The following is a 20,087-nucleotide window of genomic DNA, read 5'->3' on the forward strand; positions in this document are numbered from 1 at the left end:
AGAAGCCGCCGGTACGGCTCTGTTTCGGCGCGCCGCCGCCACGCCAACCTTGCGCGCACCAGGCCCGGCCGCCCTTCAGGACGGGGTCCGCACCCGCTCCACCCCGCCCGGGGCGGGCAGGCCGCGCGCGCGCAGGCAGCGGCGATAGGCGTTCCACTGCGCGTCCAGCAGCTCCTGCCGCAGCCGCGCCGTCAGCTCGGGGTTCTCCGGATTCGCGCGGCGGCCGATCTCGCGCACATCGGGCGCCGCCAGCGCCTCGGCGCGGCACTCGGCGTTGTCCATGGCGGGCATGGCGGGCTCGCGCGGCTGGAAGGCGGCGCAGCCGGCGAGCAGAAGGGCGAGCGGCAGGGCGAAGCGCATCATGCGGCGAGCCAGTCCTCGATCAGCCGGCGCGCGATGGAATCCGCGCGGGGCAGGTGGAAGCCATGGGCGGCGTGGTCGCGGATCTGCGCGCGGGTGAACCAGCGCGCGTCGCGCAGCTCCTCGGGGTCGATCTCGATCTCCTCCGAGAGCCCCTCGGCGTGGAAGCCGATCATGATGGAGGCCGGGAAGGGCCAGGGCTGCGAGGAATGATAGGCCACCGCGCCGACCCGCACGCCCGTCTCCTCCAGCACCTCGCGGCGCACCGCCTCCTCGAAGCTCTCGCCCGGCTCCACGAAGCCCGCCAGCGTCGAGTACATCATCACGTTCGGAAAGCGGTGGGAGTGGCCGAGCAGGCAGGAATCGCCGCGCACCACCAGCATGATCACGGCGGGGTCGGTGCGCGGGAAATGCTGCGCGCCGCAGCCGGTGCAGACCATGGCGTGGCCGGCGCTGCGCGGTTCGCACACCCCGCCGCAGACGCCGCAGAAACGGTGCTTCACGCGCCAGTGCATCAGGCCGCGCGCATGGGCCAGCACGCTCGCCTCGCCCTCGGGCAGCAGCCCGGCCACCGCGCGCAGGTCGGTGAAGCCGCCCATGCCGGGGGGCAGCAGCGGCAGCGGGTCATCGGCGGCCGAGCAGTCCACCGCGAAGACCGGCCGCCCCGCCCAGAGGCCGAGGAAGGCCCAGGGCCCGCCGGCCATGCGCACCGCCTCGGCGGCCTCGCGCGTCAGCAGCACGGCCTCGGGCCGGCCCTCCTCCACGCCCTTCATCAGGCTGCGCGCGCGCCAGACGGGCACGAAGAGCGCCTCCTCCGAGGCCAGGGCGGCGGCGATCCATTCCGCGTCGTCCCGCCGCTTGCCGGCGCGGTCGAGCGGGCTGCCGGTATAGACATTGGCGCGGCGGGCGGGGATGGGGCGCATGGCGCGCACCCTACGCCGGGCGCCGGGGCGCGCCAATCTGGCCCGCCCCCCATGCCAGGACGGCGCGGGCATGCTATATGCGAAAATGGAAGGTCGGCGCGGACGGGCTCCCCGCCAACCCGGTCAGGTCCGGAAGGAAGCAGCCGTAACGGGTTCTCGCTCGGGTCGCTGTCCGGCCTTCCACCCCTCCGCCCCGAGCGACCAGGACGCATGACGAGCGAGCGCGACCGCGACGCCGGCCCCGAGGAGGGGGGCCTCCCCGAACCGCCGCCGCCCGAGGGGCCCGGCTTGTTCGGCTTCGCCGAGGCGCCCGCGCCCGCGCCCGCGCCCTCGGTGCCGCCCCCGCGCGCGGCGGCCTCGGCCGCCCAGCCCGCGCCCTACCGCGTGCTCGCGCGCAAGTATCGCCCGCAGAACTTCGACGACCTGATCGGGCAGGAAGCCCTGGTGCGCACCCTGCGCAACGCCTTCGCGCGCGGGCGGGTGCACCACGCCTTCCTGCTCACGGGCGTCCGCGGCGTGGGCAAGACCACCACCGCGCGCATCATCGCCCGCGCGCTGAACTGCATCGGCCCCGACGGCAAGGGCGGCCCCACCGCCGACCCCTGCGGCGCCTGCCCCGAATGCCAGGCCATCCTCGCCGACCGCCACCCGGACGTGATCGAGATGGACGCCGCCTCCAACCGCGGCATCGACGACGTGCGCGAGCTGCGCGAGGCGCTGCGCTTCCGCCCCGCCCAGGGCCGGCAGAAGGTGTTCATCCTCGACGAGGTCCACATGCTGACGGAGCAGGCCTTCAACGCCCTGCTCAAGTCGCTGGAGGAGCCGCCGCCCGCCATCACCTTCATCCTCGCCACCACCGAGCTGCGCAAGGTGCCCGTCACCATCCGCAGCCGCTGCCAGACCTTCGCGCTGAAGCGCGTGCCGGAGGCGCGGCTGCGCGCGCATTTCGGCAAGGTGGCCGCGCAGGAGGGCTTCTCGGCGGAGGAGGACGCGCTCGCCATGCTCGCCCGCGCAGCCGACGGCTCGGTGCGCGACGGGCTCTCGCTGCTCGACCAGGCCATCGCGCTGGCCGGCGAGGGCGGGCTGGTCCGCGCCGAGAGCGTGCGCGAGATGCTCGGCCTCGCCGACCGCACCCTGGTCTTCGACATGCTGGAGGCGGTGATGGCGGGCGATCTGCCCGCCGCGCTGGCCCGCTTCGGCGAGGCGCATGAGCGCGGCGCGGACCCGCACTCGGTGCTGACCGACATGCTGGAGCAGGTGCACATGCTCACGCGCTTCGCCGCCATCCCGGCGCTGCGCGAGGAGCCGGGCCTGCCGGAGAACGAGCGCGTGCGCGGCGCGGCGCTGGCCGCGCGCCTCTCCGTGCCGGTGCTGACCCGCGCCTGGCAGATGCTGCTCAAGGGCATCGAGGAGGTGCGCGAGGCGCCGGACCGCCGCGCGGCGGCCGAGATGATCCTCATCCGCCTCGCGCATGTGGCGGAGATGCCCACGCCGGGCGACATCCTGAAGCGGCTCGAATCGGGCGGCGCCATGCCGGCCGGCGGCGCGCCCGCCCCCGCCCCGCCGCCGCCCGGCGGCGGGCTGCGGGCGCTGGCGGGAGGTGCGGCGCTGGCCGCGGCCCCGGCGCCGCGCCCCCCGCCCCAGCCTTCGGCCCTTCCCGGAAGCTGGCGCGAGGTGGTGGCGCTGGCCAGCGGCGGCGAGCCGCTGCTGCACGCCCATCTGCTGCACGACGTGCACCCGGTGCGCCTCGCCCCGCCGCGCATCGAAATCCGCGTCCGCCCCCAGGCCCCGCGCGACCTCGCCGCCCAGCTCGCCGCGCTGCTCGAGGCGCGCACCGGCACGCGCTGGACGATCGCCCTCTCCAACGCGCCAGGCGCGCCCACGCTCGCCGAGCAATCCGCCGCCGCCGAGCAGGACCGCCGTGCCGCGGCCGCCCAGCACCCGATGGTGCAGGCCATCCTCGCCGCCTTCCCCGGCGCGACGCTGGACGCGGTGCGCGACGCGACGCTCGACGATTACGGCCTGGCCCCGGCCGCGCCCGAGCCCGATCTGCCGGACTTCGCGCCCCCCGACGCCACGCCCGCCTATGACGACGAACTCCCGGAGGAGGACTGAGTGAAGAATCTCGGCAACATGCTGAAGCAGGCCCAGCAGATGCAGGCGCGCATGCAGGAGATGCAGGCGCGGCTGGAGGCCATGGAGGTGGAGGGCCAGGCCGGCGGCGGCATGGTGAAGGTGACGCTGACCGGCAAGGGCGACCTGCGCCGCGTGAGCCTCGACCCCTCGCTCGTCTCCCCCGACGACCGCGAGATGCTGGAGGATCTGATCGTGGCCGCCCATGCCGACGCGAAGCAGAAGGTGGAGGCGGCCATGGCCGAGGAGATGCAGAAGGCCACCGCCGGCATGAGCCTGCCGGCCGGGATCAAGCTGCCCTTCTGATGACCTCCGCGACGCCGCCGCGCGGCGGCGGAGGGCGCCTGCGCGCGTGAAGCCGCCCGATCCCGTCGAGCATCTGGTCGCGCAGCTCGCGCGGCTGCCCGGCATGGGCCGGCGCAGCGCGCGGCGCGCCGCGCTGAGGCTGCTCATGGAGCCCGAGCAGCGGCTGCGCCCGCTGGCCGAGGCGCTGCGCGCGGCGGCCGAGGCGGTGCGCCCCTGCACGCGCTGCGGCAATCTCGACAGCAGCGACCCCTGCCGCCTCTGCACCGATCCCGAGCGCGACCAGGGGCTGCTGTGCGTCGTCGAGGGGGTGGCCGATCTCTGGGCGCTGGAGCGCGCGCACGCCCATCACGGCGCCTATCACGTGCTCGGCGGCAGCCTCTCGGCCCTGGCCGGGGTGGGGCCGGAGGAGCTGCGCATCGCGCCGCTTCTGGCGCGCGTGGCCGAAGGCGGGGTGCGCGAGGTGATCCTCGCCCTGCCCGCCACGGTGGAGGGGCAGAGCACCGCCCATTACCTGGCCGACCGGCTGCGGCCGCTCGGCGTGGCGCTGAGCCGCCCCGCCCAGGGCATGCCGGTGGGCGGGGCGCTCGATGCGCTGGACGAGGGGACGCTCGCCACCGCCCTGCGCGCCCGGCGCGAGGCGTGAGCGGCGGGGCGCGTCCCCCCTATCCCGCCCGCTCCGCCACCACGAGGTTGGAGAGCAGCCGCTCCGGCCGGTCGCCCGCGCCGGGCGCCTCGCGCAGTTCGCGCAGCCGGCAGCCGGTTTCGCCGATCAGGGCGAAGAGCTCGGGCTGGGGCAGCGCGTGCAGTTCCATCACGCCGCCGCGCGGCGCGGCGAAATAGGACTCCGGCTCGAACCCGTAGCCCTCGATCCAGGTGACGAGCTGGAACAGCGCGAGCCCCCCGGGCGCCAGCGCCCGCAGCGCCGCGCGCAGCAGCCACAGCGCGGCCGGCGGGGGCAGGTGCTGCAGCGTCGCGAAGCAGAGCCAGAGATCGTGCTGCGGCAGGGGCAGCGCCCGTTCCGGCCCCACCTGCACGAAGGAGAGGTTGCCGATGCCCGCCGCCCCCAGCTCCGCCGCCGCCACTCGCAGATGCGGCAGGGAGATGTCCGCCGCGACGATCCGCTCGAAATGGGGGGCGAGGTGGCGGGTGAGGCGACCCACCCCGCAGCCCTGCTCCACCACCCGGGCGAAGCGGCGGGGCGCGCGCCCGGCCCGGGCGAGCGCGGCGAGGACGGCGCGCGCCTCCGCCGCGCCGCTCGCGTCGAAGGCGGCACGGTTGGCCGCGAGATTCTCGGGCAGGAAGCGCGCCTCGGGCAGGGCGGACCAGTGCGGCGCCGCCTCGCCGATCCGCTCCCAATAGGCGCGCTGGGCGGCCAGCATGCGCGCGATGCCCGGCGCATCGGCCTCCGCCCGCACCGCATTGGCCGGAAGGTCGAGAGGCAGCGCCTCCGGCTCGGGCGGGACGAAGCGGCGGCGGAACTCCTCGCTCTCCGTCAGCGCCTGGCCGAAGGCCCGGAGATCGGCCCAGTTCCGCCGGTGCGCGAGGATCACCTCCTCGCTCTCCGGGTCGCGCAGGAGGATGAGGCGATAGGCGAGGATGACCTCCTCGCGGGTCAGGCCGAAGGCCTCATCCGGCATGGGCGTCCCGGATGGCGGCGGCGAAGCGGTCGAGGATCATCTCGAGCTCCGTCTCCGTGACATTGTAGGGGGGTGCGAGGATCACATGGTCGCCGCGCCGGCCGTCTATGGTCCCGCCCATGGGGTAGCAGGCGAGGCCGCGCGCATAGGCCGCCTGCTTCACCCGCTCGTTCATGCGCAGCGCGGGGTCGAAGGGCGTCTTGCTCGCGCGGTCCTGCACCAGCTCCACCGCCCAGAACAGGCCGCGGCCGCGGATGTCGCCCACATGGGCGTGGTTGCCCAGGCGCTCGATCAGCCCCTGCTCCAGCCGCGCGCCCATGGCGCGGACATTGGCGAGCAGCCCCTCCTCCTCGATCGCCTCCTGCACCGCCAGCGCGGCGGCGCAGGCCATGGGGTGCGCCTGGTAGGTGTGGCCGTGCACGAAGGCGCCCGAGCCCGCCTCCAGCGCCGCGATGACGCGCCCATGCACGAGGATGCCGCCGATGGGCTGGTAGCCGCCGCCGAGCCCCTTCGCGATCACCTGGATGTCCGGCGCCACGCCTTCCTGCTCCCAGGCGTGCAGCGTGCCGCAGCGGCCCATGCCGCTCATCACCTCGTCGAGGATCAGCAGCGCGCCGTGCCGGTCGCAGATGGCGCGCACCTTCTCGAAATAGCCGGGCAGCGCCGCGACGCAGCCGAGCGTGGCGCCCACCACCGTCTCCGCGCAGAAGGCGATGACCGTCTCGGGGCCGAGGCGCTGGAACTCCGCCTCCAGCTCATCGGCCAGGCGCTGCACGTAGTCGGCCTCGCTCTCCTCGTCGCGGCGGTCGCGGTAGGCGTAGCAGGGCGAGACGTGGTGGAAGGCGGGCGAGAGGATGGGCTCGTAGAGCGCGCGGCGCATCATGTTCCCGCCCGCGGCCAGCGCGCCCAGCGTGTTGCCGTGATAGGACTGCCGGCGCGCGATGACGTGGCGGCGCTGCGGCTCGCCGCGCTCCACATGGTATTGCCGGGCCATCTTCAGCGCCGCCTCCATCCCCTCGCTGCCGGAGGAGACGAAATAGGCGCGGCTCAGGCCGCCCGGGGCGTGGCCGACGAGCTTCTCGGCCAGGCGCTCCGCGCTCTCGCAGGAGAAGAGGGCGGTGTGCGCGTAGGTGAGCCGTTCGAGCTGCGCGCGCAGCGCCGCCAGCACGCGCGGATGGCCATGGCCCAGGCAGGCGACGGCCGCGCCGCCCGAGCCGTCGATCACGGCATGGCCGTTCTTCTCGTGAAGCCAGATCCCCTGACCGGAGACGGCGATGGGCGGGTCGGCGCGCAGGCTGCGGTGGACGAGGTGCGACATGACGCAAGCCTAGCCCGGCCCGCGCGCCGCGTCAGCGGCGCTTCTCGAAGGCGAAGCTGTTGGACAGGCCCCGGGCCGGGCGGCCCAGCAGGTCGTTGTCCTCGCGCACATCGCGCAGCACGAGGCCGTGCGCGGCCGCGAGGTCGAGAATCTCGGCCTGGGGCACGGCGTGCATCTCCATCTCTTCGCCCGGCGCGCCGGCCAGGTAGTCGGCGATGCGGAAGCGGTAGCCCTCGATCCAGGTCGGCGTCTGGAACACGGCCATCCCGCCCGGGCGCAGCCGCAGGAAGGCGCGCGTGAGGATGGCCATGATCACCGGCGGGGGGTTGTGCTGCAGCACGATGCGCGAATACCAGAGGTCGCAGGGCTCGCCCGGCATCAGCGCCTCGGGCGTCACCTGCAGCAGCCGCACATGGGCGATCCCCCGCCCCGCGAGCTCCGCCGCCGCCAGGTCGAGATGCGGGCGCGAGACGTCGAGGCCGCTCACCCGCGGAAAGCGCCGGGCCAGCGCCACGGTGGCCCGCCCCACCCCGCAGCCGTACTCCACGCAATGCTCGAACTCCGCGTGCCGGCGCCCCGCGCGCGCCAGCACCGCGTCCAGCACCTGCGCGTCCCACTCGCCCGAGGCGAAGAAGGCCTCCCGGTGCTCGGCGAAGCGCTCGGGCAGGAAGCGCTCCTCGGTCAGCACCGACCAGTGCGGGGCCGCCTCGCCCACGGCCGACCAGTAGCGCGCCACATGCGCGAGCAGCCGTTCGAGCGTCGCCGCATCGGCGCGCGTCTCGATCTCCTGCGGCGCGATGTCGAGCGGCGGGGGCGGCTGCGGCAGGGGGCCGGAAAGGCGCTGGCGGAACTCCTCGCTCGCCCGCACCGCGAGGCCGAAGGCCTCCGGGCTGGCATGGGCGCGGCGGTGGGCCTCGATCACCTCCTCGCTTTCCGGCAGGCGGCCGAGCATGAGCCGGTAGCCCAGCACCACCTCCTCGCGCGACAGCATGGGTTCAGGCTCGCTCATGGCAAGGCGATTAGCACCGGCTCAGGGCGGCGTCAGCACGCCCACCGCCGCCCCCACCATGCAGGAGGCCAGGGTGGCGCAGCCGAGCGCGGGCAGGCCGAGGCGCACCACCTCCGCCCGCCGCTCGGGGCAGAGGGAGGAGAGCCCGCCCATCAGGATGCCGACCGAACCGATATTGGCGAAGCCGCACAGCGCATAGGTCAGGATCAGCCGGCTGCGCGCGTCCAGCGCCTCGGCCCCCCCTCGGGCGAAGTCGAGATAGGCGACGAACTCGTTCACCACCAGCTTCACGCCGAGCGAGGCGGCGACGGTGGCCGCCTGCTCCCCCGGCACGCCCATCAGCCAGGCAAGAGGGCGCAGCAGCAGCCCCGCGATCTGCTGCAGCGAGACGCCGAAAAGGGGCTGCAAGGCCTCATTGGCCAGGGCCACCAGCGCCACGAAGACGATCAGCGCCGCCATGATGCCGAAGAGGAGCTGCAGCCCCTCGGCCGTGCCCTGCACCAGCGCCTCCATGGTGCTGGCGTAGCGGGGCGGCGCCTCGCCCCCGCCCCCGGTCGCGCCCTCCGCCCCGCCCGGGCGCATCAGCAGCGCCGCCAGCACCGCCGCCGGCGCGGCGATGAGCGAGGCGGTGAGGAGCTGCCCCGCCGCATCCGGCACCACGGGCGCGATGACGAGCGCATAGACGACCAGCGTGTTGCCCGAGATGGTGGCGAGCCCCGCCACCATCACGACGAACAGCTCGCTCTGCGTGAGCCGTGCGAGCCAGTGGCGGATGAGCAGCGGCGCCTCCACCATGCCCACGAACACGTTCGCCGCCACCGCGAAGCCGGCCGCCCCGCCGAGGCCGAGGCCGCGCCGCAGCAGCGCCGCAAGGCCGCGCACGATCACCGGCAGCACGCGCCAGTGATACAGCACGGCCGAGAGCGCGCCGACGACGAGCACCAGCGGCAGCGCCTGGAAGAACAGGATGAAGGAGCTGCCGGGCGCCGTCTCGACGAAGGGCAGCGGCGCGCCGCCCAGATAGCCGAACACCAGCGCCGTGCCGCTGCGCGTGGCCCGCGCCAGCGCCTCCACCGCCCCGCCGATCACGGAAAACCCCGCGCGCAGCGCCGGCACATGCAGCAGCAGCGCCGCCAGCCCGAGCGTGCCGATCAGCCCGCCCAGCACCACCCGCGGCGAGACGCCCCGGCGGAACCCGCCCGCCGCCCAGGCGAGCAGGCAGAGCCCCACCAGCCCCGCGAGCGACTGGAGCTGGACCGCGCTCACCCCTCCTCCTCCTCCTCCTCGCCCGGCGCGATGGCGTCCACGCCGAGCAGCGCGGCCGACTGCTCGCCGGGCATGGCCTCCACCGTCCTGAGCTTGCGCGCGATGACGCGGGTGCGCTTCTGCGCCTCGCCCAGCGTGTTGGTCACCGTGCCCACCTGCTTCACCACCTTGTCCAGCACGCCTTCCATCTTCGCCATCTCGGCCTTGGTGGCGGCCAGCAGGTCGCGCACCGCCTCGGCGTTCTTCGACAGCGCGAGGGTGACGTGGCCGAGCTGGATGGTGCGCAGCATGGCGGGCAGCAGCGAGGGCCCGGCGATGAACACGCGCGCCTTCTTGCCCACCTCGTCGATGAGGCCCGGGATGCGCGCCGCCTCGGCATAGAGCCCCTCGGTGGGGAGATACATCACCGCGAACTCGGTGGTGGCGGGCGGGTGGATGTATTTCTCGCGGATCTTCTGCGCCTCCGCGCGGATGCGGTTCTCGAGCGCGCGGCGCGCCTGCGCCTCGGCCTGCGCATCGCCCGCCTCATGCGCGGCGAGCAGGCGCTCGTAGTCCTCCACGGGGAATTTCGCGTCCACCGGAAGGCGCACCTCCGCCCCGCCCGGCGCGGGCATGCGGATGGCGAACTCCACCGCCTCGTTGCTGCCCTCGCGCAGCCGCGCGTTCGTCTCGTAGCTGCCTTCGGGGAGGAAGTCGTCCAGCAGCGCCTTCACCTGCGCCTCGCCCCAGCCGCCGCGCGTCTTGACGTTGGAGAAGAGGCGCTTGAGGTCGCCGACCTGCGAGGCGACGGACTGCACATTGCCCATCATCGCCTGGATGGCGTTGAACTGGTCGATGACGCGGGTGAAGCTCTCGCTCATCTGCTTCTCGACGGCGGCGCCGAGCTGCTCGTTCACGCTGGCCTGGATGTCGGCGAGGCGCTTGTCGTTCGCCTCGCGCATCTCGCGCAGCTTCGCCTCCAGCTCCGCGCGGCTCTCGGCGGCCTTGCGGTCGATGAGATCGCGCGCGGCGGCCATCTCGGCCGCGATGGCGGTCTTCATGGCGGATTGCGCCTCGGCGAGCGCGCTGCGCACCTGCTCGACCATCAGGTTCATGCGCGCGAGCTTCTCGGCCACCTCGGCGCGCAGCGCCGCGGCCTCGTCCTTCTGCGCCTGGGCGGCGGCGCCCTGCACCTGCATCATCGCGCTGGTGAGCGCGGACATCTCGCGCGCCAGCACCGTCTCGGTGGCCGAGAGCGCGGCCTTCACCTCGCCCCCGAGCGCGGCGAGGCGCTCGCCCTGCCGCTCCTGCGCCGCCTGGAGCAGCGGGATGGCCGGATCGGCGCCCGGTTTGCGCGCAAGCAGCAGGAACAGCACCGCCAGTAGCAGCGCCAGCACCAGCACCAGAAGAACCACCTCGACCGCCATCTTCCGCCCCCCGGCGTCCTCGCGCGGCGTCGCCGCGCGCGGATGAGCCCAGCCACCAGGATGAAGCGCCCGGCCGGGCCCCCACGAAGGTTTCGCGCAGCGAAACTTTCGCGGGGATCACATCAGTGCCGGAAGTGCCGCATCCCGGTGAACACCATCGCGAGCCCCGCCGCATCGGCCGCCGCGATCACCTCCGCGTCGCGCACCGACCCGCCGGGCTGGATCACCGCCGTCGCCCCCGCCGCCGCCGCGGCCTCCAGGCCATCGGCGAAGGGAAAGAAGGCGTCGGAGGCGACGACCGAACCCTGCGCGAGCGGCACGTCGGAACCGGACGCGCGCGCCGCCTCGCCCGATTTCCAGGCGGCGATGCGCGCGGAATCCACCCGGCTCATCTGCCCCGCGCCGATGCCCACCGTGGCCCCGCCCTTCGCATAGACGATGGCGTTGGACTTCACATGCTTGCACACGCGGAAGGCGAAGAGCAGATCCGCCATCTCCTGCGGCGTGGGCGCGCGCTTCGTCACGACCTTGAGCGCCGCCTCGCTCACGCGCCCCGCGTCGCGCGACTGCGCGAGGAAACCGCCCGAGACGCTGCGCACCAGCATGCCCGGCGCGGCGGGGTCCGGCAGGCCGCCCGTCAGCAGCAGGCGCAGGTTCTTCTTCTTCGCGAAGATGGCCTGGGCGTCCGGATCGGCGTCGGGGGCGATCACCACCTCGGTGAAGATGGCGGCGATGCGCTCGGCCGCCTCGGCGTCCAGCGCGCGGTTGGCCGCGACGATGCCGCCGAAGGCCGAGACGGGATCGCAGCGCAGCGCCGCCTCCCAGGCGGCGGCGAGGCTCTCGCCCTCCGCCACGCCGCAGGGGTTCGCGTGCTTGACGATGACGATGGCGGGCTTCTCGAACTCCGCCACGCACTCGAAGGCGGCGTCCGTGTCGTTGAGGTTGTTGTAGCTCAGCTCCTTGCCCTGCACCTGGCGCGCCGTGGCGATGCCGAAGCGGCCCGAGCCGTCGCGGTAGAAGGCGGCGCGCTGGTGCGGGTTCTCGCCGTAGCGCAGCGTCTGCACGATCTCGCCGGCGAAGGCGAGGCGCGGCGGGAACTCCTCGCCCGCCTGCGCCGCGAGCCAAGCGGCGATGGCCGCGTCATAGGCGGCGGTGCGCGCATAGGCGCGCTGCGCGAGGCGTCGGCGCAGCCCAAGGCTCGTGCCCCCCGCGGCCTCGATCTCGGCGCGCACCTCCTCAAGCTGCGCGGCCTCGGTCACCACCGCCACATGGGCGTGGTTCTTCGCGGCGCTGCGGATCATGGCGGGGCCGCCGATGTCGATGTTCTCGATGGCCTCCTCAAAGCCCGCGCCCTTCGCCACCGTCGCCTCGAAGGGGTAGAGGTTCACCGCCACGAGGTCGATCGGCGCGATGCCATGCGCGGCCATCTGCGCCAGATGCGCCGGATCGTCGCGCCGCCCCAGCAGCCCGCCATGCACCTGCGGCACCAGAGTCTTGACGCGCCCATCCAGGATTTCCGGAAAGCCCGTGTGCTCGCTCACGTCCTTCACCGGAACGCCTGCGGCACGCAGCGCCGCCGCGGTGCCGCCGGTGGAGAGGATCTCCGCGCCGCGTTCGGCGAGGAAGCGGGCGAACTCCACGATCCCCGTCTTGTCCGAGACGGAGAGCAGGGCGCGGCGGACGGGCAGGGTCTCGGTCATGGTCACAGTCCCAACAGGTCGAGCGTGCGGGCGAGCACGCGCTCCTCGGTGAAGCGGGCGCGCGCGCGCGCCAGCCCGGCACGCCCCATGCTCTGGCGCAGCGCCGCATCCGCGCACAGCCGCCCCAGCGCATCGGCGAGCGGCGCGGCCCGCATGGGCGGCACCAGCAGCCCTGTCTCGCCCGGCACCACCTGCTCGCGGCAGCCGCGGATGTCGGTCGCCACCACGGGCAGGCCGGTCAGCATGGCCTCGATGACGCTCATCGGCAGCCCCTCGAAATGCGAGGGCAGGCAGAACAGGTCGGCGGCGGCGAGCAGGCGCGGCACGTCATGGCGGTAGCCCAGCGCGTGCAGGCGCGGGCCCATCGCGGCGGCGGCGCGGGCGAAATGCGGGGCCATGTCCTCGCCATGGTCGGAGGGCAGGCGCTCGCCCACCGCGATCAGATGGGCATCGGGCAGGCGGGCCATCGCCTCCAGCAGCTCCGGCCAGCCCTTGTGGCGCACCAGCCGCGCGGTGGCGATCACCACCGGCGCCTCCTCGGGGATGCCGAGCTCCGCCCGCACCGCGGCGCGGGCCGCGGGATCGGGATGGAACAGCGCGGGGTCGCGGCCGTTGCCCACCGCCATGGCGCGGCGATGCACCCGGAGCCGGCGCGCATCCCGCGCCTCCTCCTCGCTGACGGTGAGGAACACGTCGGTCAGCCGCCCGCCGCACCACTCCACCCCGAGCGAAAGCGCGCGCCGCCACAGCGGGCCCGGCTGGTTGAACAGGAAACCGTGGCAGGTGTAGGCGATGCGCGGCACGCCCTCGAGCCGCGCCGCCAGCCGCGCCAGCGCGCCCGAGATGGGCATGTGCGCATGCACCAGGTCGAAGCGTTCGGCGCGCAGCGCGGCGCGGATGGCCGAAAGCGCGGCGAGGTTCGCGCGCGGCGAGAGGCTGCGCGCCATCGGCACGGAGATGACGCGGAAGCCCTCGGCCCGCGGCAGGTCGAGCAGCGGGCCCTCGGCGCACATGCCCACCACCTCGTGCCCGCGCGCGCGGGCGGCGCGCATCAGCGGCAGCAGGAAGTGCCGCAGCGAGAAATCCACGTTGGTGACCTCGAGGACGCGCACGCCCTCAGGCGGCCGGCTTCGCGGGGCCGGGCGGCTCGGCCGCCGTCACCCGCGTGATGGCCCACTGGATGCCCTCGTTCGCGGCCTCGGCGGTGAGCACGATCTGGCTGGTGCGCCGCGCCTCCGCCGCCATGTGGATGCTCTCCTCGAGCGAGATCGCCGCGCCGCGCGCGCGCAGCCGCCAGCCCTGGCCGCCGGGCAGGCGCATCAGCACCCCGCCCTCCTCCTCCTGGAGCAGCGCGTCCACCGAGGGGTGGAGGTGGAAGCGCACCACGCAGGGCGGGGACGCGCCGCCCTCGGTCTCGATCACGTCCTCGCCGCGCAGGTCGTCGCCGTTCTCGGAGAGGTAGAGACGCCGGCGATGCACCGCCCCATGGGTGCGGCGATAGCCGTCATGGCTCGCCTCCAGCCATTGCGCGCCCTGCGCCTCGAAGCGCTCGGCCTCCACGCGCTCGGGGCGGCGGCCCAGCCCCTCGGGGCGCAGCTCCGCGCTGTTCGTCTCGGCGAGGACGAGGGTGGAGTGCGCGGCGGTGGAGCGCAGAGCCATGCACCAGCCCTCCTCCGCCGCCGGGGCCGCGCCGCAGTTCACGATCAGCCTGTCCCGCCCCACCGACATCTCGAAGGAGAGCGCGCCGGCATGCGCGAAGCGGTCGGCCCCGCGCGGCGCGCCGGTCGCGGGGTCCGGCGCGCGGCCGGGCGGCGGGGCGCCGCAATCGGCGATGACGAGGGTGCGGCTCGCCGCCAGGCGGTGGAAGCCCGTCTCCTGCAGCAGCAGCGGCGCGCGGCCCTTGGCCTGGCCCTGGGTGAGCGCGAGGTCCACGCTCGCCGCCGCCTCCTCGCGCGTGCCGTTGAACAGCGCGAGCGTGCCGTCGCCATGGCGGAACAGGCGCAGCGCCTGGCCCGCGCGCTCGATGACGGTGGCGAGCTGCGGCGGGGCGAGCACCCCGCTGCCGTTGAGCAGGTTGCGCAGTTCCACCAGATCCTGGAAGGCGAGGAGCTGCACGGCCGGGCTGCGCTCCACATGCCCGCCATCGGGGTGGAACTGCCGCTCCAGCTCGGCCGGGAGGAACTTGAGCGCGCGGACCATCCACGCCTCCTCGCCCAGCGCGATGGCGGCGGCGATGGCGCCCTTGAGCACCACCAGCGCACCGCGATGCGCCGCCTCGTCGGGCACGTTCGCGGCGACGAGCCGGCCATCCTGCACGAGGCGCTGCATCAGCGCGCGGCGGAACCCCTCATCGGCGCTGGCGGCGAGGAAATCCCAGTGGCCGAGCCAGGCGGAGATGCGCGCGGCCGCCACCTCGGGCAGGCTGGCCAGCGGCTCAGCCGCGCCGGCGGCCAGCCATTCCTCCGTGATGTCGCGCGCCTCGACGCGCGCGGCGTCGGTGCCCAGCATGCGCAGGTCGCGCAGCCAGGCGAAGCCGTGCAGGGCCTGGCGCCAGGGCAGGGGCCCCGCCTCCGGCCCCCAGCCGGTCAGGCTGCGCGCGCTGCCCATCACCTCGAACTCGCCGCGCAGCAGCCGCGCGCCGCGCTGCGCGTCCCCGGGCCAGAGATCGCGGAAGGCGCGGGCCGGCGCCTCGGGCACGCGCACGGGGCGGATGCGGGAGAGGAGGCGGCGCGCGCCGCGGAAGATGTCCGCCATCAGCCGCCCCCGCGCAGCGCGACGATGGCCGCGGCGTAGTCCGGCGCGCCGAACACCGCGGTGCCCGCCACCAGCACATCGGCCCCGGCCGCGATGCAGGCGGGCGCGGTCTCGGCCGTCACGCCGCCATCCACCTCCAGCGCGATCTCCCGCCCGCTCGCCGCGATCATGCGGCGCAGCGCGGCGATCTTGGGAAGCTGCGAGGCGAGGAAGGACTGCCCGCCGAAGCCCGGGTTCACCGTCATGACCAGGATGAGGTCCACGAGGTCCAGCACATGCTCGACCGCCGAGACGGGCGTGGCCGGGTTCAGCACCACCCCGGCCTGGCAGCCGAGCGCGCGGATGCTCTGCAGGCTGCGGTGCAGGTGCGGCCCCGCCTCCGGGTGCAGGCTGATGACGCGCGCCCCCGCCTCGGCGAAGGCGGCGAGGTAGGGATCGGCCGGGGCGATCATCAGATGCACGTCGAAGGGCAACGCGCAATGCGCCCGCAGCCCCTTCACCAGCCCCGGGCCGAAGCTGATGTTGGGCACGAAATGCCCGTCCATGATGTCGAGGTGCAGCCAGTCCGCGCCGGCGCGCTCCACCGCGCGCACCTCCTCGCCGAGGCGCGCGACATCGGCGGCGAGCAGCGAGGGAGCGATGCGGACCCGACTCATGCCATCCCTGTTTTCCATGGCCCCCCGCGGGGCCCATCGGGGTTAGCCCATCCCCGGGGGCTTGAAAACCTCGCGCCGCGCCGTTGCCTCCAGCCCGTGCCGCGCCCAGTCTGCGCCCGCCCGAGCCCCGGAGAGACGCCATGACCGAGCCCGCCCGCGAGGCCCTCGCCTTCCTCGTTCCCGCCCGCCATCCGGGCGATGCGGCGGCCGTGGCCGCGCTGTTCGACCAGGGCGCGCTGCGGCCGGAGGAGGTGGTGGCGATCCTGGGCAAGACCGAGGGCAATGGCTGCGTGAACGACTTCACCCGCGCCTATGCGGTGGAGGCGCTGGCGGCGATGCTCGCCACGCGGCTCGGCCTCGCGCCCGAGGCGGTGCTGGCGCGCGTGGCCATGGTGATGTCGGGCGGCACGGAGGGCGGGCTCTCGCCGCATTTCCTCGTGCTCGGCGTGCGGCAGGGGGCGGCGGAGGCGATGCCGGGCCCCGCGCTCGCGCTCGGCGTGGCCTTCACGCCCGAGTTCCGCCCGGAGGAGCTGGGCCGCATGGCGCAGGTGGAGGCCACCGCCGAGGCGGTGCGGCGCGCCATGCGCGAGGCCGCCATCGCCCGCGCCGAGGATGTCCACTACGTCCAGGTCAAATGCCCTCTGCTGACGAGCGAGCGCATGGCCGAGGCGCGCGCGCGCGGCGCCCTCTGCGCGACGGAGGACACCTACGCCTCCATGGGCCTCTCGCGCGGGGCCTCGGCGCTCGGCATCGCGCTGGCGCTGGGCGAGGTTCCGGCGGCGGCGCTCTCGGACGCGGCGGTGGGGCGGGACTGGTCGCTCTTCTCTGCCCGCGCGAGCTGCTCGGCCGGGGTGGAGCTGACGCGCAACGAGATCGTGGTGCTGGGCAACAGCCCGGCCTGGCGCGGGGCGCTCGCCATCGCGCATGACGTGATGCAGGACGCGATCGACCTGCCCGCGGTGCAGCGCGCGCTGGCGGCGGCCGGCCTCGCGGCGGGCGGCGGCCAGCTCCCCGAGGCGGAGGCCGCGCGCCTCGTCGCGCTGCTGTGCAAGGCCGAGCCCAGCAGCACGGGCCGCATCCGCGGCCGCCGCCACATCATGTGGGACGACAGCGACATCAACGCCACGCGGCATGCGCGCGCCCTGGTGGGCGGGGTGGTCGCGGCCGCGACGGGGAGGACGGATCTCTTCGTCTCCGGCGGCGCGGAGCACCAGGGGCCGGACGGCGGCGGGCCCGTGGCGGTGATCGCGCGGCGTCAGAACCCGTAGAGCCGCGCGGGGTTCTCCACCAGGATCATGCGCCGCAGCGCCTCCTCCGGCGCCCATTCCGCCAGCAGCCCGAGCAGGTCGCCGTCGTTCGGCATCGGGTCGAAGTGGTTCACATGCGGCCAGTCGCTGCCCCAGAGGATGCGCTCCGGCGCGGCGGCGATGGCCGCGCGCGCCATCTCGTGCGTGTCGCCATAGGGGAACGCGGCCTGCGAGGAGAGGCGATAGAGCCCCGTCAGCTTCGCCCAGAACAGCCCGTCGCGGAGCATCGCGAGGAACTCGCGGAAGCCGGGATGCGCCGCACCGCCGCGCGCCACCTTGGTGTAGCCGATATGCCCCACGCTGACGGGCAGGCGGATGGCCTCGGCCAGCGCGCGCAGCGCCTGCGGATCCTGCTCGACATGCACGAGCAGCTCGACATGCCAGCCATGGGGGCGCAGCAGATCGGCCACGCCGCGCAGCGCATCGAGCGAGCGGAAGGGCATGCCGCCGCGGTCCACCAGGTTCACGCGGATGGCGCGCGCGCCCTGCGCGTGCATGGCGGCGATCTCGGCCTCCGTGACCTCCTCGGTGACGCTGACCACGGCGCGCAGACGCCCGGGATGGGCCGCCGCCGCATCCAGCACCGCGCGGTTGTCCGTGCCGTGCACGCTGGCCTGCACCACCACCCCGCGCGAGAGGCCCAGCGCATCGTGCAGCGCGAGCAGCCGCTCCACCCCGTTGTCGGGCGGGGTGTAGGCGCGCGTGGCCTGGTAGGGGTAGCGCGCCGCGTCGAACACATGGGCGTGCGCGTCGCAGGCGCCGGGCGGGACAGGCATGGCGGGGCGGCGCGGGTGCGCGTCGGGCCCCGGGCAGTCGCGGATCGGCGGCGCGCTCATATGTCGAGGTTCGCCACCTTGAGCGCGTTGCTCACGATGAACTCGCGCCGCGGCTCCACCACATCGCCCATCAGGGTGGAGAAGACGCTCTCCGCATCCTCCGCGTCCTCGACGCGCACCTGCAGCAGGGTGCGGGTGGCGGGATCGAGCGTGGTGGTCCAGAGCTGGTCGGGGTTCATCTCGCCCAGCCCCTTGAAGCGCTGGATGGCGAGGCCCTTGCGGCCCTGGGCGAGGATGCGGTCCAGCGCGGCCAGCGGGCCCGCCACCGCCGCCTCCGCGCCCTCGAAGGCGAGGCGCGCGCCCTCGGCGAAACCGGCGCGCAGCATGGCGCGGCGCTCGTCGAGCCAGCGCGCCTCGGCGCTGCGCAGCAGCGCGGCGGAGAGCAGGTGGCGCTCGGCCACGCCGCGCACCACGCGGTGCAGGGAGAGCCCCGCCTCGTCCGCCGCCAGCTTCCAGCCGCGCTCGGCCGGCGGGGCGAGCGCATCGAGCCGCGCCACCAGATCGTGCGCGCCCTCCAGCGCGCGCTGCGGATCGGGCGTCAGCACCCCGGCCAGCGCCGCCTGCTCGATGATCGCGGCCGGCGCCTCGGCGGCCAGGCGGCGGATGCGCGCGCCCGCCTGGCGCAGCGTCTCGACGAAGGCCGCGAGCTCCGCCCCCTCCAGCACGCGCCCGTCCGAGAGGGCGAGGCGCGCCTGCTGCAGCGCCTTCTCCAGCAGGAAGTCCTCGAGCGCGCGGTCGTCCTTCAGGTAGCGCTCCTCGTTGCCGCGCTTGGCGCGATAGAGGGGCGGCTGGGCGATGTAGAGGTGCCCGCGCTCGATCAGCTCCGGCATCTGGCGGAAGAAGAAGGTCAGCAGCAGGGTGCGGATGTGGCTGCCGTCCACGTCCGCGTCGGTCATGATGACGATGCGGTGGTAGCGCAGCCGGTTGATGTCGAAGCCGCCCTTGGCCGGATCGCCCGGCCCGATGCCGGTGCCGAGCGCGGTGATGAGCGTGCCGATCTCCGCGCTGCTCAGCATCTTGTCGATGCGCGCGCGCTCCACGTTCAGGATCTTGCCCTTGAGCGGCAGGATGGCTTGGTTCGCGCGGTTGCGCCCCTGCTTCGCGGAGCCGCCGGCGCTGTCGCCCTCGACGATGAAGAGCTCGCTCTTCGCCGGGTCCTTCTCCTGGCAGTCGGCGAGCTTGCCGGGCAGGGTCGAGATGTCGAGCGCGTTCTTGCGCCCCACCTTCTCGCGCGCGAGCTGCGCGGCCTTGCGCGCGGCGGCCGCGAGCACGACCTGCTCGAGAACCTGCTTCGCCTCCTTGGGATGCGTCTCGAACCAGTGGCCGAGCGCGTCCGCCACGGCCGCCTGCACCACCGGCTGCACCTCGCTGCTGACCAGCTTGTCCTTGGTCTGGCTGCTGAACTTCGGGTCCGGGACCTTCACCGAGAGCACGCAGGTCAGCCCCTCGCGCATGTCCTCGCCGGCGAGCTCCACCTTCTCCTTCTTCGCCAGCTCCTCGGCGTATTTCGCCACGACGCGCGAGAGCGCCTGGCGGAACCCCGCCTGGTGCGTGCCGCCGTCGCGCTGCGGGATGTTGTTGGTGAAGCAGAGCATCACCTCGCGCGGCGAATTCGTCCACCACATGGCGAGCTCGACGCGGATGCCCTCGCTCTCCTTCGAGACCACGCTGATGGGCGGCTTGAACAGCGGCTCCTTGCCCTTGTCGAGCCACTCAACGAAGGCGACGAGCCCGCCCGCGAAGTTGAAATCGGCCTCCTGCGCGGGCACGTGCCGGTCGTCGCGCAGGGTGATGCGCAGGCCGGAGTTGAGGAAGGCGAGTTCGCGCAGCCGGCGTTCCAGGATGTGGAAGTCGTATTCGGTGCGGGTGAAGGTGGCCGCGCTGGGCTTGAAGGTGACCTCGGTGCCCGAACCCCGCGCCGCGGGGCCCACCACCTCGAGCGGCGCGACCGTCTCGCCATGCTCGAAGCGGATGCGGTGCTCGCGCCCCTCGCGCCAGATGCGCACCTCCATCCACTCGCTGAGCGCGTTGACCACGGCCGCGCCCACGCCGTGCAGCCCGCCCGAGACCTTGTAGGAGTTCTGGTTGAACTTGCCGCCCGCGTGCAGCCGCGTGAGCACCACCTCGGCGGCGGAGACGCCCTCCTCGGGGTGGATGTCCACCGGGATGCCGCGCCCGTCATCGGTCACGGTCACGCTGCCGTCGCCGTTCAGCACCACGTCCACGCGCGTCGCGTAGCCGGCCTGCGCCTCGTCCACCGCGTTGTCGATGATCTCGAAGGCCATGTGGTGCAGGCCCGAGCCGTCATCGGTGTCGCCGATGTACATGCCGGGGCGCTTGCGCACGGCCTCCAGGCCGCGGAGCACGGTGATGGAGGCGCCGGTGTAGTCCTCGCCGTTGGGGGTCGCGGGCGGCGCGGGTTCGCTGGTCATCGGGCGGGGGAAAACCTCGGAAAACTGAGCGTGCAGTATGCCAT

At 74.2% G+C, this 20,087-nt stretch carries 17 protein-coding genes and 1 other RNA gene; 5 read left to right on the plus strand and 13 right to left on the minus strand.

The window, feature by feature from the left end; all coding sequences use genetic code 11:
* Positions 1–75: 75 nt before the first annotated feature.
* The gene (locus tag H596_RS20730; RefSeq protein WP_051212643.1) at positions 76–363 is read right to left on the minus strand and encodes a hypothetical protein; all 288 of its coding nucleotides are present in this window, start codon (positions 361–363) and stop codon (positions 76–78) included.
* Positions 360–1,283: an NAD(+) diphosphatase gene (nudC, locus tag H596_RS0108160; RefSeq protein WP_027284464.1), complete on the minus strand. Its 924-nt coding sequence runs from the start codon at positions 1,281–1,283 to the stop codon at positions 360–362. The genes H596_RS20730 and nudC overlap by 4 nt, the downstream gene beginning before the upstream one ends.
* Positions 1,284–1,370: 87 nt before the next feature.
* On the opposite strand from nudC, the gene ffs reads away from it, so the two are divergent.
* From ffs to recR, 4 genes are all read left to right on the plus strand, one after another.
* Positions 1,371–1,468, plus strand: an RNA gene (gene ffs / locus H596_RS23350) — signal recognition particle sRNA small type.
* 25 nt (positions 1,469–1,493) lie between these two features.
* On the plus strand, positions 1,494–3,398 hold the full coding sequence (locus tag H596_RS0108165; RefSeq protein WP_027284465.1) for a DNA polymerase III subunit gamma/tau: 1,905 nt from the start codon (positions 1,494–1,496) through the stop codon (positions 3,396–3,398).
* Positions 3,399–3,722 (plus strand): YbaB/EbfC family nucleoid-associated protein, encoded by a 324-nt coding sequence (locus H596_RS0108170; protein WP_027284466.1) that lies wholly within the window; start codon positions 3,399–3,401, stop codon positions 3,720–3,722.
* Positions 3,723–3,768: 46 nt separating this feature from the next.
* Positions 3,769–4,365 (plus strand): recombination mediator RecR, encoded by a 597-nt coding sequence (gene recR / locus H596_RS0108175; RefSeq protein ID WP_027284467.1) that lies wholly within the window; start codon positions 3,769–3,771, stop codon positions 4,363–4,365.
* A gap of 19 nt (positions 4,366–4,384) precedes the next feature.
* Here recR and H596_RS0108180 read toward each other — a convergent pair whose 3' ends face one another.
* The 9 genes from H596_RS0108180 to rpe form a co-directional block, all read right to left on the minus strand.
* Positions 4,385–5,359 (minus strand): class I SAM-dependent methyltransferase, encoded by a 975-nt coding sequence (locus H596_RS0108180; protein ID WP_027284468.1) that lies wholly within the window; start codon positions 5,357–5,359, stop codon positions 4,385–4,387.
* A complete protein-coding gene (locus H596_RS0108185) occupies positions 5,349–6,677 on the minus strand; it encodes an aspartate aminotransferase family protein (RefSeq protein ID WP_027284469.1) in 1,329 nt (442 codons plus the stop codon). Before H596_RS0108185 ends, H596_RS0108180 begins: the two co-directional genes overlap by 11 nt.
* A 31-nt stretch (positions 6,678–6,708) precedes the next feature.
* Positions 6,709–7,686, minus strand: coding sequence for a class I SAM-dependent methyltransferase (locus tag H596_RS22840; protein ID WP_084602637.1), 978 nt, complete (start codon positions 7,684–7,686; stop codon positions 6,709–6,711).
* A 21-nt stretch (positions 7,687–7,707) separates the two neighbouring features.
* Positions 7,708–8,952, minus strand: a complete 1,245-nt coding sequence (locus H596_RS0108195) for a NupC/NupG family nucleoside CNT transporter (RefSeq protein WP_027284471.1) — start codon at positions 8,950–8,952, stop codon at positions 7,708–7,710.
* Complete coding sequence (locus tag H596_RS20740; protein ID WP_027284472.1) at positions 8,949–10,358, minus strand: DNA recombination protein RmuC; 1,410 nt, start codon at positions 10,356–10,358, stop codon at positions 8,949–8,951. Before H596_RS20740 ends, H596_RS0108195 begins: the two co-directional genes overlap by 4 nt.
* Before the next feature lie 122 nt (positions 10,359–10,480).
* Positions 10,481–12,058, minus strand: coding sequence for a bifunctional phosphoribosylaminoimidazolecarboxamide formyltransferase/IMP cyclohydrolase (gene purH, locus H596_RS0108205; protein WP_027284473.1), 1,578 nt, complete (start codon positions 12,056–12,058; stop codon positions 10,481–10,483).
* A 2-nt stretch (positions 12,059–12,060) separates the two neighbouring features.
* A complete protein-coding gene (locus H596_RS0108210) occupies positions 12,061–13,170 on the minus strand; it encodes a glycosyltransferase family 4 protein (protein ID WP_027284474.1) in 1,110 nt (369 codons plus the stop codon).
* Positions 13,171–13,174: 4 nt separating this feature from the next.
* Entirely contained in the window at positions 13,175–14,812 is a 1,638-nt protein-coding gene (locus tag H596_RS0108215; protein ID WP_027284475.1) for a heparinase II/III family protein, read from the minus strand.
* Positions 14,812–15,468 carry a ribulose-phosphate 3-epimerase gene (rpe, locus tag H596_RS0108220; protein ID WP_027284476.1) on the minus strand — a complete coding sequence of 219 codons (657 nt, stop codon included), beginning with the start codon at positions 15,466–15,468 and terminating at the stop codon, positions 14,812–14,814. Before rpe ends, H596_RS0108215 begins: the two co-directional genes overlap by 1 nt.
* A 140-nt stretch (positions 15,469–15,608) precedes the next feature.
* Here rpe and atzD point away from each other — a divergent pair, with 140 nt between their 5' ends.
* Positions 15,609–16,736, plus strand: a complete 1,128-nt coding sequence (gene atzD, locus H596_RS0108225; RefSeq protein WP_027284477.1) for a cyanuric acid amidohydrolase — start codon at positions 15,609–15,611, stop codon at positions 16,734–16,736.
* Here atzD and H596_RS0108230 read toward each other — a convergent pair.
* Positions 16,724–17,611 carry an amidohydrolase family protein gene (locus H596_RS0108230; protein ID WP_037300550.1) on the minus strand — a complete coding sequence of 296 codons (888 nt, stop codon included), beginning with the start codon at positions 17,609–17,611 and terminating at the stop codon, positions 16,724–16,726. The genes atzD and H596_RS0108230 overlap by 13 nt on opposite strands.
* On the minus strand, positions 17,608–20,043 hold the full coding sequence (gene gyrB / locus H596_RS0108235) for a DNA topoisomerase (ATP-hydrolyzing) subunit B (protein WP_027284479.1): 2,436 nt from the start codon (positions 20,041–20,043) through the stop codon (positions 17,608–17,610). Before gyrB ends, H596_RS0108230 begins: the two co-directional genes overlap by 4 nt.
* Positions 20,044–20,087 lie beyond the last annotated feature (44 nt).

Source organism: Rubritepida flocculans DSM 14296, assembly GCF_000425365.1.
Lineage (GTDB): Bacteria > Pseudomonadota > Alphaproteobacteria > Acetobacterales > Acetobacteraceae > Roseococcus > Roseococcus flocculans.